The 14496-nt window shown below is 71.8% G+C and carries 8 protein-coding genes; 3 read left to right on the top strand and 5 right to left on the bottom strand.

Features of this window, described 5'->3' with window-relative positions; all coding sequences use genetic code 11:
- Window positions 1-132 precede the first annotated feature (132 nt).
- The 3 genes from M5C96_RS07930 to M5C96_RS07920 all read right to left on the bottom strand — a co-directional run bounded on the left by M5C96_RS07930 (window position 133) and on the right by M5C96_RS07920 (window position 2421).
- Window positions 133-1206 (bottom strand): S1 family peptidase, encoded by a 1074-nt coding sequence (locus tag M5C96_RS07930; RefSeq protein ID WP_272568361.1) that lies wholly within the window; start codon window positions 1204-1206, stop codon window positions 133-135.
- A gap of 91 nt (window positions 1207-1297) precedes the next feature.
- Window positions 1298-1513 carry a transcription antiterminator/RNA stability regulator CspE gene (cspE, locus tag M5C96_RS07925; protein ID WP_272552015.1) on the bottom strand — a complete coding sequence of 72 codons (216 nt, stop codon included), beginning with the start codon at window positions 1511-1513 and terminating at the stop codon, window positions 1298-1300.
- A gap of 203 nt (window positions 1514-1716) precedes the next feature.
- Complete coding sequence (locus tag M5C96_RS07920; RefSeq protein WP_272568359.1) at window positions 1717-2421, bottom strand: Crp/Fnr family transcriptional regulator; 705 nt, start codon at window positions 2419-2421, stop codon at window positions 1717-1719.
- 277 nt (window positions 2422-2698) lie between these two features.
- On the opposite strand from M5C96_RS07920, the gene M5C96_RS07915 reads away from it, so the two are divergent.
- From M5C96_RS07915 to M5C96_RS07905, 3 genes are all read left to right on the top strand, one after another.
- Complete coding sequence (locus M5C96_RS07915) at window positions 2699-2953, top strand: DUF1488 family protein (RefSeq protein ID WP_272568357.1); 255 nt, start codon at window positions 2699-2701, stop codon at window positions 2951-2953.
- Window positions 2954-3058: 105 nt separating this feature from the next.
- The gene (locus tag M5C96_RS07910) at window positions 3059-11584 is read left to right on the top strand and encodes a GH36-type glycosyl hydrolase domain-containing protein (protein ID WP_272568356.1); all 8526 of its coding nucleotides are present in this window, start codon (window positions 3059-3061) and stop codon (window positions 11582-11584) included.
- Between the two features lie 159 nt (window positions 11585-11743).
- The gene (locus tag M5C96_RS07905; RefSeq protein ID WP_272568355.1) at window positions 11744-12148 is read left to right on the top strand and encodes a hypothetical protein; all 405 of its coding nucleotides are present in this window, start codon (window positions 11744-11746) and stop codon (window positions 12146-12148) included.
- A gap of 65 nt (window positions 12149-12213) precedes the next feature.
- Here the strand turns inward: M5C96_RS07905 and M5C96_RS07900 are convergent, their stop codons facing one another.
- Window positions 12214-13356, bottom strand: coding sequence for an acyltransferase family protein (locus M5C96_RS07900; RefSeq protein ID WP_272568353.1), 1143 nt, complete (start codon window positions 13354-13356; stop codon window positions 12214-12216).
- Between the two features lie 154 nt (window positions 13357-13510).
- A complete protein-coding gene (locus tag M5C96_RS07895) occupies window positions 13511-14467 on the bottom strand; it encodes an NAD(P)H-dependent flavin oxidoreductase (RefSeq protein ID WP_272568351.1) in 957 nt (318 codons plus the stop codon).
- Between the last annotated feature and the right edge of the window lie 29 nt (window positions 14468-14496).

Genomic DNA, 14496 nt, shown 5'->3' with positions numbered 1-14496 from the left:
CGCTATTAATTTAATAGCAAAATGGAAAGAAGCCGCACCCGGTGCCCTCTCGCTGCGCCCATCCCGTGGCCCCTGCGTTGCGGGCCCGCCACCCCCGGCGTCGTGCCGATGCGCCGTTCGGCGCGCCGTGGCTCAGTCGGCCGCCACGGGCGGGGCGGCCGACGGCCCCGGGCCGGTGAGCGCCATCAGCACATCGGCATACCAGGCGCAGTTCAGGCCCAGCGATTCGTCCTGCACCAAGTCGCGGGTGCTCATGTCCATGCGGGTCGAGTGCACGCCCAGCAGCTGCCACGGCAGCGGCGCCGGTCCGGTGCCCACGCGCCGGCGCAGCACCGGGGCGCCGCTGCTGCCGCGGTGGGTGCGGGCATCGGTCAGGAAATAGCCCTGCTGCTGGAACCGCACGCCGTAGGCCGAGGCCACCGAGGCAGAGCGCACCACGGGCAGGCGGTGCACCGTGTCGTGAAACCCCAGCGGAAACCCGATCACGACCAGCGCATCGCCGACCTGGGGTGGATCGCCCGCGGCCTGCAGGTGGCTGGCGTCGAACGCCTCGAAGACGCAGCCCTCGGGCAGGCGGGCGGTGTCGATCTCGATCGCGGCCACGTCCACCTCGCCCCCGCTGTCCACCGCCTGGCGCCACAGGCCCAGGCCGTCGCGGTACAGCGGCAGCGAGAACACGGCGACGCGCGTGAGGTCCTGCGGATGCAGGTGCAGGTCGATTTCGATGCGGTCCGGAAAATGGGCGCTGGGCGCGTCGGCCAGCACGTGCCGGCTCGTCACCAGGAAAAGCCGACCGTCGCGCCGAAAGAAGAACCCGCTCGCGCCCGTCAGCGAGCGCGGCCCGTCGAACGTGCTGATGCGCGTGCTGGTGAGCAGCACGGATTCGGTGGCCGGGGCCTGGGACTGCGCCACGGGTCCGGACTCGGACTCGGACTCGGCCAGCGGCGCCGGCGTGCCAGGCAGCGCGGCGATCACGCCGTGCATGCGGGCGGCGTCGCGCTCGAAGGTGGACAGCACATGGTCGGAGATGGGGGCGTGGAGCATCACGGTCCGGGCCGCTTCGACGTGCGCGTCGAACGACCGGGCCAGCGTGCCCTGCGCTCCGGACGGCAGGGCATCGAGCAGGGCCGGCAGCAGCGCGTCGATGGCGATGAGGCTGCCCTTGAGTTCGCAGATGCGCTCGGTGACGTCTTGCAGGTTTTTCATGGGGATGCGCCTTCCAAAAAAAGAAAACGCGGCCAGGGCCGCGTTTCGGGAGAAGGTACGGCCGGGGTGGACACCGCCCGGGCCTGGCGCCTTATTCGACGGCGCGGATGTTGGACGCCTGCGGTCCCTTTTCGCCTTGCGTCACCTCGAACTGCACGCGCTGGCTTTCCGCCAGGGTCTTGAAGCCGCTGCCACCCTGGATTTCGCGGAAGTGGGCAAACAGGTCCTTGCTGCCGTCATCGGGGGCGATGAAGCCGAAGCCCTTGCCATCGTTGAACCATTTCACGGTGCCGGTTTGTGTCGTCATATCGATTCCTTTTCAAGTTGCCGCGGCGCGAACGTGCCTGCGGCGCAGAGACGCCAAGAAAATCATCGATGGGATATTCGACAACATCCACCGGCAGGGCGCCGGCGGGCAACTGGGGAGCGACCTAGGGAGTGACGGTCTTGCACATGTCTACGCGACCCATGGTACACCCGTTCCCGCAACCGCCCTGGTGCGCGCGGCGCTCACGGCAAAAGCCGCTCGTACTCGCGCTGCACGAGCCGGTGGCATTCGCAGCTGCGGCGCAGCAGTCCGTCGATGTCCAGCACGGTGATGCGGCCACGGCGGTAGCGGATCAATCCGGCCTGCTGCAGGTGCCCCGCCGCTTCCGTCACCCCTTCGCGGCGAACGCCCAGCATGTGGGCGATGAGCTCCTGGGTCACCACGACGTCCGGGCCCTCCAGGCGATCGAGGCTGGTCAGCAGCCAGCGGCACAGTTGCTGGTCCAGCGAGTGGTGGCGATTGCACACGGCCGTCTGCGCGATCTGCGCCAAAAGCGCCTGTGCGTAGCGCAGCAGCTGCCGCTGCCACGCGGCGGACCGCTGCAGCACGTCCAGCAGCGCATGGGCCGGCACGCGCCAGCCGCGGCCTGCGCACTGCACCACGGCGCGGTGGGGCATCGATTCGCCGCCCAGCACGATGCACGCGCCGACCATGCCCTCGAAGCCGACCACGGCGACCCCTGCGCAGCCGCCGTCTTCCAGGCGGTGCAGCAGCGAGACGATGGCGGTGGTGGGAAACACCGCATGGCCCACGCGTTCGCCCGGCTCGCCGAGCACCAGGCCCACGCCGAGGCTCACGGATTCGAGGTCGGGGTGCAGGCGCTGCCATTCGGCGTCGCCCAGTGCGGCGAGCAGGCGGTTGCGCCGGGGTTCTTCACGGTGAGGCATCGCATTCTCCAGAAAGCCGGATGCATCAGCGATGGAACAGCCACCGGCAACGATTCGCCCGGTTCAGTATAGGGCGCGGCCCGGGCGCGGCCTGTGTGTGCCAGCGCACAGACAGGCGGGCGATCCGGCCATAGCCTCGCAGGCCAAGCGGCGCCAAGTCTTTCGCCGCCCTCTTTGGCCGCCCTTTAGCTTTCCTTGCGCGCTCCACCCCATGCCCGCGCCGGTGCACCCACCGCCCGGCGGCATGCGATCACCCCCCACCTTTTCGGAGTTCCCCATGTCACAGCCTCCCTTTTTCCACGAAGCCTCGGGAACGGTGCGCTTCTGGGTCGAGGTCCAGTCGCAATGGATCGGTGCCAGTGTCGGCAAGGATGCCCTGCACTACCGCTACAGCCCCGGCACCGCGGACGAGGACCCGATGGACACCTACCGCAGCCACGCCCCCGAGATCGAGGCCGCGGTGCGCCGCCGGGTGGACCAGGGCGCCATCGAGCCCGTGATGCTGCGCGAGTTCGACCTGCGCGCGCCCTAGAGCGGCCGGCCGCGCACCCGCGCCCCCTTCGCCCCGCCTTCCGTTGCCCGATCCGCCGTTCAGTCGCCTGGGCGCACCACCGCCCACTGCCCACCGAAAGGCACCATGACCCCCTTCCTCCAACGCCTCTTTTTTCGCGGCAACGATGCATCGCTGTGGTCCGGCTCGGCGCCGGTGCGCGGCGAACTGTTCGGGCTGGAGCGCCTGGAGCAGCACGCCCAGAGCCTGGCCGCCGCGCAAGCCGTCAGCGCCAGGCCCCCGGCCGTCGCCCCGCTGCGTCGGCGCCTGGACGACAACGCCCGGGTGCTGCTGGCCGCCTACCGCGCCAGCGCGGCCGAGCTGGAGGCGGGCCGGCGGGTCGTGCCCGCCGCAGAGTGGCTGCTGGACAACTACCACCTCGTCGAAAAGCAGGTGCGCGACATCCGGGGCGACCTGCCGGCCGACTACTACCGGCAACTGCCCAAGCTCGCATCGGGCCCGTTCGCGGGCTATCCCCGGGTGCTGGGCCTGACCTGGGCTTTCGTGGCGCACACCGACAGCCACGTGGATGCGGGCACGTTGCGGGCCTTCCTGAAGGCCTACCAGCGCGTGCAGCCGCTGACCATCGGCGAGCTGTGGGCGGTGGCGATCACGCTGCGCATCGTGCTGATCGAGAACCTGCGCCGGCTGGTGGACCAGATGACCGTGGGCCGCGCCGCGCGGGCCGACGCCGACCGGCTCGCCACGCACCTGATGGCCCTGGGCTCCGCTCGCTCGGCGCTGGACGAAGACATCGCCGCGCGGTCACCCCTGGCGCTGTCCGAACTGTTCGCCGCCCAGCTCGCCAAGCGGCTGCGCGACCACGACCCGCGGACCATGCCGGCGCTGGGCTGGCTGCAGGAGCGCCTGCAGCAGCAGGGCACCACCATTGACGAAGTGGTGTCGCATGCCCAGCAGCGCCAGGGCGCCTCCAACGTCACCGTGCGCAACGTGATCACCAGCCTGCGGCTCATGTCCGACATCGACTGGGCCGACCTGTTCGAAAGCGTGAGCCTGGTGGACGAGCGGCTGCGCGAAGGCAGCCACTTCGCCGCGATGGACTTTCCCACGCGCAACCTCTACCGCGACGCCATCGAGCAATTGGCGCGCCGGTCCCGCCATTCGGAGCTGGATATCGCCGAGCACGCACTGGCCGCCGCGAAGGCCGCTGCCAGCGCCCCAGGTGCAGAGCGCGGCGACGGCGCCGACGACCCCGGCTACCACCTCATTTCCGGAGGCCGCAGGGCGCTCGAGCAGGACATCGGCTTCCACGCGCCGCTGCACTGGCGACTGGCGCGCCTGCGGGGCGAGCACAGCCTGCGCGGCTACGTGGGCGCCATCGCGCTGACCACGGGCGCGCTGTGCGCCGCGGGCTGGCTCGTGCTGCCCGTGGGCGCGGGCGCGTGGCTGACCGCACTGTGGCTGCTGGGCCTGCTGCTGCCCGCCTCCGAGGTGGCCACCAGCCTGGTGCACCGGCTGGTGGCCTGGCGCCTGGGCGCGGCGCCCCTGCCCGGGCTGGAGCTGGCCGGGGGCATTCCGGCCTCGATGCGCACCCTGGTGGCCATGCCCACGCTGTTCACCAGCGCGGCGGACCTGCTGGAGCAGATCGAGCGGCTGGAGGTGCACTACCTGGCGGGCGGCGAGGGCGACATCGCCTTCGCGCTGGTGGCCGATGGCGTGGATGCGCCCACGCAGGACCTGCCCTCCGACGCCCCCCTCATCGCACTGGCCGAGCAGGCCATCGCGGCGCTGAACCTGCGCCACGGCCCCGCGCCGCAGGGGCCGCGATTCCTGCTGCTGCACCGCCGCCGCCTGTTCAATGCGGCGGAGAACACCTGGATGGGGTGGGAGCGCAAGCGGGGCAAGCTCCATGAGCTGAACCAGCTGCTGCGCGGCGCGGCGGACACCAGCTTCGTGCCCACCCCGGCCGTGCCACAGGGCGTGCGCTACGTGATCACACTGGACGCCGACACGCGGCTGCCGCGCGACGCGGCGCTGCGCTTGGTGGGCAAAATGGCCCATCCGCTCAACCGCCCCCGGTTCGACCCGGTGTCGCAACGCGTCGTGGGCGGCTACGCCATCTTGCAGCCGCGCATCACGCCGTCGCTGCCCACCGGCAGCCAGGGCTCGTTCTACCAGCGGATCTCCTCCAGCCCGGGCGGCATGGACCCGTATGCGATGGCCATCTCGGACGTCTACCAGGACCTCTTCGGCGAAGGCTCGTACACCGGCAAGGGCATCTACGACGTGGACGCCTTCGAGGCATCGCTGCAGGGCCGGGTGCCGGACAACACCCTGCTGAGCCACGATCTCTTCGAAGGCACTTTCGCGCGCGCCGGCCTGGCCTCCGACATCGAACTGATCGAGGAAGCCCCGGCCCGCTACGACGTGGCCGCGCGGCGCCAGCACCGCTGGACCCGGGGCGACTGGCAGCTGCTGCCCTGGATCGCCGGCCACTGGACCGGGCCCCAGGCCGTGTCCGCCGTGGGGCGCTGGAAGATGATCGACAACCTGCGCCGCTCGCTGCTGGCGCCATCGTCGCTGCTGGCGCTGACCATGGCCTGGGCGATGCCCACGGCACCCGCCGCCGTCGCCATGCTGCTGGTGCTGCTGGTACTGGCCATTCCTTCCTGCCTGCCGTTGCTCTCCAGCGCCTGGTCGCACCGGCCGGGCGTGCGGCTGCGCAGCCAATGGCGGGTGCTGGCCGCCGATGCGCGGATGGCCTGCGCCCAGACCGTCCTGGCCTGGAGCCTGCTGGCGGACCAGGCCTGGCGCATGGGCGATGCCCTGGTGCACACGCTGGCCCGAATGTTGGCCACCCGCCGCCACCTGCTGGAATGGACGACCGCGGCGCAGTCCGGCCAGCGGCCCCGGCCGGGCGTCGTTGGCTTTTACCGCCAGATGGCCCCGGGCATGGCGCTGGGCCTGGCCGTGGCGGGGGCCGCCACCGCGCTCGCGCCATCGCACTGGGCCGCCACGCTGGCGCTCCTGCTGCCGATGCTGTCGCTGTGGCTGGCGGCGCCCGCCCTCGCCGCCTGGGCCAGCCGGCCGCCGGGCACGGCCCCGCTGCTGGCACTGCAACCGGCGCAGGCCCTGGTGCTGCGCCGGATCGCGCGCCGCACCTGGCGATACTTCGAGACCTTCGTGACACCGGCGGACCACATGCTGCCGCCCGACAACTTCCAGGAAACGCCCCGGCCCGTGGTGGCGCGCCGCACCTCGCCGACCAACATCGGCCTGTACCTGCTGGCGACGGCCGCGGCGCGCGATTTCGGCTGGGCCGGCACGCTGGAGACAGTGGCGCGCCTGGAGGCGACGTTCGCCACGCTACAGCAGCTGCAGCGCTTTCGGGGCCACTTCTTCAACTGGTATGGCACGGCGGACCTGCGCGCGCTCGATCCGCCCTACGTGTCGTCGGTGGACAGCGGCAACCTCGCCGGTCACCTGATCGCCCTGGCCAACACCTGCGACGAGTGGCGGGCCCAGGGCGGCCCCTGCACGGAAGTCCGCATGGGCATCGGCGACGCGCTGCAGCTGGCGCGTGCGGGCCTGCCGGGCCTGGTCAGCGCGCGCGGCGTGCCCCTGGCGCAGCGCATGGGCGAGCTGCTGGACGGCATGGCCGCCCTGATCGATGGCCCCCTGCCCCTGCGAGAGCTGGCGCCCGCGCTGGGCCGTCTGGCCGACAAGGCGGCCGGCGCGGCGAAGCCGGCAGGCTCGGTGGACGACGATCCGGGCGTGGACGAAATGCTGTTCTGGACCCGTGAGATCGCCCGCGTGGCCGCGGCGCACGCCGACGATGCCCTGGCGCCCACCCCGGCGCCGGCCCTGGCCCAGCGGCTGCAGGCACTGGCCGGCACGGCGCGTGAGATGGCCCTGGCCATGGATTTCGCGTTCCTGATGCACCCGGAGCGCAAGCTGCTGTCCATCGGCTACGCCCTGGCGGAGCAGCGCCTGGACGAAAACTGCTACGACCTGCTCGGGTCCGAGGCCCGGCTGGCGAGCCTCTTCGCCATCGCCAAGGGCGACGCACCCACCCGCCACTGGTTCCGCCTGGGGCGTGCTGCCACGCCGCTTGCGGGCAGCTCGGCGCTGATCTCCTGGTCCGGCTCGATGTTCGAATACCTGATGCCCTCGCTGGTCATGCAGGCGCCCGCGGGCAGCCTGCTGGAGCAGACGAACCGCCTGGTGGTGCAGCGGCAGATCGCGTACGGGCAGGCGCTCGGCATTCCGTGGGGCATCTCGGAGTCCGCCTACAACGCGCGCGACCGGGAGTTCACTTACCAGTACTCCAACTTCGGCGTGCCGGGCCTGGGCCTCAAGCGCGGACTCGGTGACAACCGCGTCATCGCGCCGTACGCCACCGGCCTGGCCGCCATGGTGGAGCCGCGCGCGGCGCTGCTGAACTACGAGCGCCTGGCCGCTCTGGGCGCGTTGGGCCACCATGGCTTCTACGAAGCGCTGGATTTCACGCCCACCCGCCTGCCCGAGGGGCAGCCGGTGGCCATCGTGCGCAACTACATGGCCCACCACCAGGGCATGACCATCGTGGCCCTGCTCAACGTGCTGAAGGACGGCCGCATGCGGGAGCGCTTTCACCGCGAGCCCATGATCCAGTCCAGCGAGCTGCTGCTGCAGGAGCGCACGCCGCGCAACGTGGCGGTGGACCGGCCGCGCGCCGAAGAGGTCAAGGCCTCGCTGGACGGCGGCGTGGGCCAGCCGCCCACCGTGCGCCGACTGGTTGCCGGAGCGCCGGGGCCGGTCACGCACCTGCTGTCCAACGGCAGCTACACGGTCATGCTCACGGCCGCCGGTGCGGGCTACAGCCGCTGGCGCGGGGTGGCGGTGACCCGCTGGCGCGAGGACGCCACGCGGGATTCGCACGGCAGTTTCATCTACCTGCGCGATGTGCAAAGCGCCCAGCTCTGGTCGCCCACCACCCAGCCCCTGGGGGCCAGCCACCACCACGGCGACGTGCTGTTCGGCGAGGACCACGCCACGTTCTCGCACCACGACAAGGGCCTGCTCACCACGTTGGACGTGCTGGTGTCCGGCGAAACCGACGGCGAGGTGCGCCGCATCTCGCTGGCCAACAGCGGGCGCCGGGCGCGCGAGATCGATGTGACCTCCTATGCCGAGGTGGTGCTGGCGCCGCAGGCCGCGGACGACGCGCATCCCGCGTTCTCCAAGCTCTTCGTGCTGACCGAGTACCTGCCGGAATTCGGCGCGCTGATCGCCACGCGCCGGCCGCGCACGCCGCACGAGCCGCAGGCATGGGCCGGGCATTTCGCGGTGCTGGAGGGCGAGATCACCGCGGCGCCCCAGTACGGCTCCGACCGCGCGGGCTTTCTGGGCCGGGGACGCGACCCCGCCACCGCCGCCGCCGTGCTGCAGGACCTGCCGCTGCCGGGCGCCGTGGGCACGGTGCTGGACCCGGTGTTCGCCCTGCGCCAGCGGGTGCGCGTGGCACCGGGCGGGCTGGCGCGCATCGCCTTCTGGACGGTGGTGGCATCGACCCGCGCGGGGCTGCTGGACCTGATCGATCAGCACCACGAGCGCAGCGCCTTCGACCGCGCCGCCACGCTGTCGTGGACGCAGGCCCAGGTGCAACTGCGCCACCTGGGGGTGGACGGCGAGGAAGCCGCCGACTTCCAGCGCCTGGCCGCCCCGTTGCTGTATGCCGACCGCCGGTTCCGCGCCCATCCCGAGACCCTGCTGCAGGGCGCCGGGCCGCAGTCGGGGCTGTGGCCGCACGCGGTCTCCGGCGACCTGCCCATCGTGGTGCTGCGCATCGACGACATCGAGGACATGCCGCAGGTGCGGCAATTGCTCACGGCCCACGAATACTGGCGCATGAAGCAGCTGAGCGTGGACCTGGTCATCCTCAACGAACGCGCGTCTTCCTACGTGCAGGACCTGCAGGTGGCCATCGAGACCGCGGTGCGCAGCAGCCAGGCGCGCCCGGCCATGGCGTCGGGCCTAGCGCAGGGCGCGGTCCATGTCCTGCGGGCCGACCTGCTCGGGGTCCAGGGGCGCGCGCTGCTGCAGTCGGCGGCGCGCCTGGAGCTCGTCGCGCGCCAGGGCCAGGTCGCCGACCGCCTTGCCCGCATGGCGCCACCCGCCCCGGGCGTGGGACCGGCCCCCGCCAGGCCGGCCGGGGCGCCGCCCTCCTCTCCGGCGGTGGACACACCCACGGCCACGGCCGCCTCCGCGGACCTGGAATTCTTCAACGGCCTGGGCGGATTCGCCCTGGACGGGCGGGAGTATGTGGTGCGGTTGGGCCCGGGCCAGGCCACCCCGGCGCCCTGGATCAACGTCATCGCCAACCCGGGGTTCGGGTTCCAGGTGTCCGAGCGCGGCAGCACCTGCACCTGGTGCACCAACAGCCGCGAGAACCAGCTGACCCCGTGGTCCAACGACCCGGTGAGCGATCCGTCCGGAGAAGCGATCTACGTGCACGACGAAGCCACGGGCGAAGCGTGGACCGCCACGGCACAGCCCTTGGGCGACGATGGCGTGTACGAAGCGCGCCACGGCCACGGCTACAGCAGGTTCGCGCACGCAGCGCGCGGCCTGGGGCTGGAGCTGCTGCAGTACGTGCCCGGCGAGGACCCCATCAAAATCTCACGACTCACGCTGCGCAACACCTCGGGCAAGGCCCGGCGCCTGACCGTCACGGCCTACGCCGAATGGGTGCTGGGCACCTCGCGCGGCGCGTCGGCGCCGTTCATCGTGACTGCGGTGGATGCCGGCAGCGGCGCCCTGCTCGCCCACAAGCCCTGGGACATGGCCTTTCCCGGCCGGGTGGCCTTCGCGGACCTGCGCGGGCAGCAGACGGCGTGGACGGCCGACCGCACGGAGTTCCTGGGCCGCCACGGCGGGCCCGGGGCACCCGCCGCGTTCGCCAGCAACGACCCGCTGTCGGGCCGCACGGGCGCCGGGCTCGACCCGTGCGCGGCGCTGCAGTGCATGGTCGAACTGGCCCCAGGGGCTTCGGTGGAGGTCGTGTCCCTGCTGGGGCAAGGCGACTCGCTGCAGGCCACGCAGGCGCTCATCGCCCGCTACCGCACCTGCGATCTCGATGCCGTGCTGGCGCAGGTGACCGCAGGCTGGCAGCAGACGCTGGGCGCGGTGCAGGTGCGCACGCCCGACCGGGCCATGGACATCCTGCTCAACGGCTGGCTGCTCTACCAGACCATCGCCTGCCGGCTCTGGGCCCGGGCGGCCTTCTATCAGGCCAGCGGCGCCTACGGGTTCCGCGACCAGTTGCAGGACGGGATGGCGCTGCGCTTCACCCACCCGGAGCAGACCCGCGCGCACCTGCTGCGCGCCGCCGGCCGCCAGTTCCCGGAAGGCGACGTGCAGCACTGGTGGCTGCCGCACTCCGGCCAGGGCGTGCGCACCCGCATCTCGGACGACCGCGCCTGGCTGGCCTATGCGGCGGCGGAGTACGTCGCCACATCGGGCGATCGCGCCGTGCTGGACGAAGCCGTGCCCTTCCTCGAAGGCCCGGCGCTGCAGCCTGGCGAACACGATGCGTTCTTCCAGCCCATGCCGTCCGGACAGTCGGCCTCGCTGTTCGAGCACTGCGCCCGCGCGCTGGACCAGTGCATGGCGCTCACGGGCCGGCAGGGGTTGCCGCTCATCGGCACCGGCGACTGGAACGACGGCATGAACCGCGTGGGCGCCGAAGGACAAGGCGAAAGCGTGTGGCTGGGCTGGCTGCTGATCCGCACCGTCGCCCTCTTCGCGCCGCTGGCCGAAGATCGGGACGACGGCCGGGCCGCGCTCTGGCGCGCGCACGCGGAATCGGTGCGTGCCGCCATCGAGGCGGTGGCATGGGACGGCGCCTGGTACCGCCGCGCCACCTTCGACGATGGCACCTGGCTGGGCTCGCAGGACAGCGGGGAGTGCCGCATCGACGCCATCGCCCAGGCCTGGGCCGTGCTGTCGGGGGCCGCCGACCCGGCGCGGGCCTCCCAGGCCATGGATTCGCTGGAGCGGCACCTGATCCGCCAGGACGACGGGCTCGCGCTGCTGCTGGCCCCCCCGTTCGACCAGATGCCGCGCGACCCGGGGTACATCAAGGGCTACCCGCCCGGCCTGCGCGAGAACGGCGGCCAGTACAGCCACGCCGCCATGTGGTCCATCCTCGCATTCGCCCAGCAGGGCGATGGCGACCGGGCCGCCGCGCTGTTCCGGCTGGTGAACCCCATCCTGCACGCCAGCACGCCCGAGCAGGTCGCCCGCTACCGGGTCGAACCCTACGTGGTCGCGGCCGACGTCTATGCCGTGCCCCCGCATGCCGGGCGCGGCGGCTGGACCTGGTACACCGGCTCGGCCGCCTGGATGTACCGCGCGGGCATCGAAGGCATCCTGGGGCTGCGCCGCGAAGGCACGGCGCTGCGCGTGCGGCCCTGCATCCCTCCGGACTGGCCGGGGTTCGAGGCGACGGTCACCATCGGCACCAGCCACTGCGCGATCCGCATCACCCGTGCCCCGGGTGCCGGCGGCCCACCGCAGGCCTGGCTGGACGGTGTCTCCGTGCCCTGCGAAGACAGCGGCGTGCGCGTGCCGCTCGACGGGGGCGGGCACGATTTGCTGCTGACGCTCTGATCGCGGTGCGCCCCGTGCACCGAAGAAAGCCGCCCATACTGTATTTAAATACAGACACTCAGTACACTCTGGCCCACCATGGATTTCGCTCTGTGGCACAGTCGGAGGGCACGCCTGCAGGCAACCCGCCCGGCACTGCGCAGTGAACGCCCCCCAACCATGAACACCGCTTCTCCCCATGATCCGGAGCCCCCGCTTCCGCCCGACACCGCCCTGACGCAGGCGTCCGATCCCGCGTCCGCCGCGGCCCTGCAGCGCCGCGTCGAGTGCGCACCGGAGTGGTTCTGCGCCTTCCTGGCGGGCAGCAACCGGGAGAAGAACCGCTTCCTCAAGGAGCTGGCCACCATGAAGGGGTCGGTGACATGGCTGGTGCAGCAGCGCCGCCAGGGGCTGTGGACGGCCGAGGAGCGCGACCGGCTGCGCAGCGTGATGCGCTCGGCCTCGTCGGTCAGCCCTTACCTGCTGGTGTGGGTGGTGCCCGGCTCCATGCTCATCCTGCCGTTCATGGCCTGGTTCATCGACTGGCGCCGCCGCGGGCGCGAGGTGGCGAAGGACCCCGCCTGAGCGTCATCCCGGCCTGGCATGGCGGGGCCCCGAGCCTGAACGCACGGGCCCACCGCCGGGCCTGATCAGCCGAAGCGCCCGGCCGCGAACGCCACCACCACGCCGGTGCCCACGAGCCCGGCCTGCCAGCGCAGCGCCACCGTACACGACGGCACGTGGCGCTCCACCCGCCAGTACAGCAGGCGCCCCGCGGCCAGCGACAGGCCGAAGGCGGTGGCCATGCCCAGCAGGTTCATCGCGGCGGAGTCCGGCCAGGCCTGCTGGAACGCGGCATTCACCAGCAGGCACACGGGAAAGTGCACGAGGAACACCGAATAAGACATGCGCCCCAGCCGCTCCAGGGGATGGGGCACGGCACTGGATGCCCCGGCGGGCCAGCGCGCCGACAGCCAGGGCTGCCCCCAGCGCAGCCACAGCACCAGCACCAGCGCAGCCACCCAGGCCACCGCGATGCGTTCGCGGAACTCCACCGCCAGCGCCACCACCCCCAGCGCGGCGATGGCCAGCAGCCCCGCCCGCGCACGGGGCGCACGCACGGCCCAGCACGCCAGCATGCCCAGGCCGTACGAGCCGAAGAAGTAGCACGCCCACATGTCCAGGCCCGGCTCGCGGTTGAGCCACAGCAGGGACAGCGCCGTACCGCCCAGCACCAGCGCCTTGCCCAGGCGCTCCGCCTGCGGCCGGTCCGCCCCCGGCCAGCGGCGCGCGGCCGAGAACAGCAGCGCCGCCAGCGCGAAGAGCTGAAAGTCGATGCCCACGTACCAGACGCCGGCGGACAGGGCTTCCTCTCCCACGATGTCCTGGATCATCAGCGCGTTCGCCACGAGCTGGGCCGGGCTGGGTTCGCCCGGCACCGAGGGATGGTCCAGGAAGGGCCGCACCGCGGCGGCGGCCAGCACGGCCAGCACCAGCGCGACGGCATAGGGCACGGCCAGGCGCACGAACCGCCGGCCGATCTGCTCGGAGGCGCTTTCGAACCGCGCCAGGCCGGTGGGTGCCAGGCTGGCGGCCGCCAGATAGCCGCCCAGGACCAGGAACACCTGCACCGCCATCCGCCCGTGCTGGGACAGCCAAGCCATCACCTCGGGCATCAGCGGCAATGCGGCGTCGGACATGGGGCCGTAGAAGGCCAGGTGGTGCGCGACGATGGTCGCGCAGGCCAGGCCCTTGACCGTATCGATCAAGGAACTGCGGGAGGCGGAGGACATACGGGGAACGGGAGCGGGAGGAATCATGGAGCGGGCGGCACGCCAAGGCGGCTGCGGGCCCGCAAAAAAGCGCTCCCTGCACTGCCATGCGGCAGCGCAGGGAGCGCGGGGGTCGAAAAGTATAGCTTCCCGGGCGCTGGCCGCCCGGCCCGGCTCAGACCACCGCCAAGCGGCCTCGCGCGGCTTGGTACTCCCGGCGCAGGCGCGCCACCAGATCGGCCGCGCTCGCCACCTCGGTGATGGCGCCGATGCCCTGGCCGCAGCCCCAGATGTCCTTCCACGCCTTCTTGGCGTCGCCACCGAAATTCATCTGGCTCGGATCGGATTCGGGCAGGTGGTCGGGGTCGAGCCCGGCCGCGCGCACCGAGGGCGCCAGGTAGTTGCCGTGCACGCCCGTGAACAGATTGCTGTAGACGATGTCGTCGGAATTGCCGTCCACGATGGCCTGCTTGTAGGCCTCCTGCGCCCGCGCCTCGTGCGTGGCGATGAAGGCCGAGCCGATGTAGGCGAAATCGGCGCCCATGGCCTGCGCGGCCAGCACGGCGCCGCCCGAGGCGATCGCGCCGGACAGCGCCAGGGGGCCGTCGAACCACTGGCGGATCTCCTGGATCAGCGCGAACGGGCTCTTGACCCCCGCGTGCCCGCCCGCGCCCGCCGCCACCGCGATGAGGCCGTCGGCGCCCTTCTCGATCGCCTTGTGCGCGAACTTGTTGTTGATGATGTCGTGCAGCACGATGCCGCCCCAGCCGTGAACGGCCTGGTTCACGTCCTCGCGCGCGCCCAGGCTGGTGATGACGATCGGCACCTTGTACTTGGCGCAGACCTGCATGTCGTGCTCCAGGCGATCGTTGCTCTTGTGCACGATCTGGTTGATGGCGAACGGGGCCGAGGGCCGGTCGGGGTGCGCCCGGTCGTGGGCCGCCAGCGACTCGGTGATCTCGGCCAGCCAGTCGTCCAGCTGCTCGGCGGGGCGGGCGTTGAGCGCGGGCATGGAGCCCACGATGCCCGCCTTGCACTGTGCGATCACCAGTTGGGGGTTGCTGATGATGAACAGCGGCGACCCGATCACGGGCAGCGAGAGTTTCTGAAGCGCCGGTGGCAACTGGGACATGGACGGTCTCCGGAGTGGGGGTTGATGAC

Origin of the sequence: Acidovorax sp. GBBC 1281 (genome assembly GCF_028473645.1) — a bacterium.
GTDB lineage: Bacteria > Pseudomonadota > Gammaproteobacteria > Burkholderiales > Burkholderiaceae_C > Paracidovorax.
Note: the sequence above shows the minus strand (reverse complement) of the source record. Positions and strands in the feature narration are given on the sequence as shown.

Coding starts and splice junctions, on each gene's coding strand:
- M5C96_RS07930 (WP_272568361.1), bottom strand. CDS start 1,206: ATGAAAAACCTGCAAGACGTCACCGAGCGCATCTGCGAACTCAAGGGC.
- cspE (WP_272552015.1), bottom strand. CDS start 1,513: ATGACGACACAAACCGGCACCGTGAAATGGTTCAACGATGGCAAGGGC.
- M5C96_RS07920 (WP_272568359.1), bottom strand. CDS start 2,421: ATGCCTCACCGTGAAGAACCCCGGCGCAACCGCCTGCTCGCCGCACTG.
- M5C96_RS07915 (WP_272568357.1), top strand. CDS start 2,699: ATGTCACAGCCTCCCTTTTTCCACGAAGCCTCGGGAACGGTGCGCTTC.
- M5C96_RS07910 (WP_272568356.1), top strand. CDS start 3,059: ATGACCCCCTTCCTCCAACGCCTCTTTTTTCGCGGCAACGATGCATCG.
- M5C96_RS07905 (WP_272568355.1), top strand. CDS start 11,744: ATGAACACCGCTTCTCCCCATGATCCGGAGCCCCCGCTTCCGCCCGAC.
- M5C96_RS07900 (WP_272568353.1), bottom strand. CDS start 13,356: ATGTCCTCCGCCTCCCGCAGTTCCTTGATCGATACGGTCAAGGGCCTG.
- M5C96_RS07895 (WP_272568351.1), bottom strand. CDS start 14,467: ATGTCCCAGTTGCCACCGGCGCTTCAGAAACTCTCGCTGCCCGTGATC.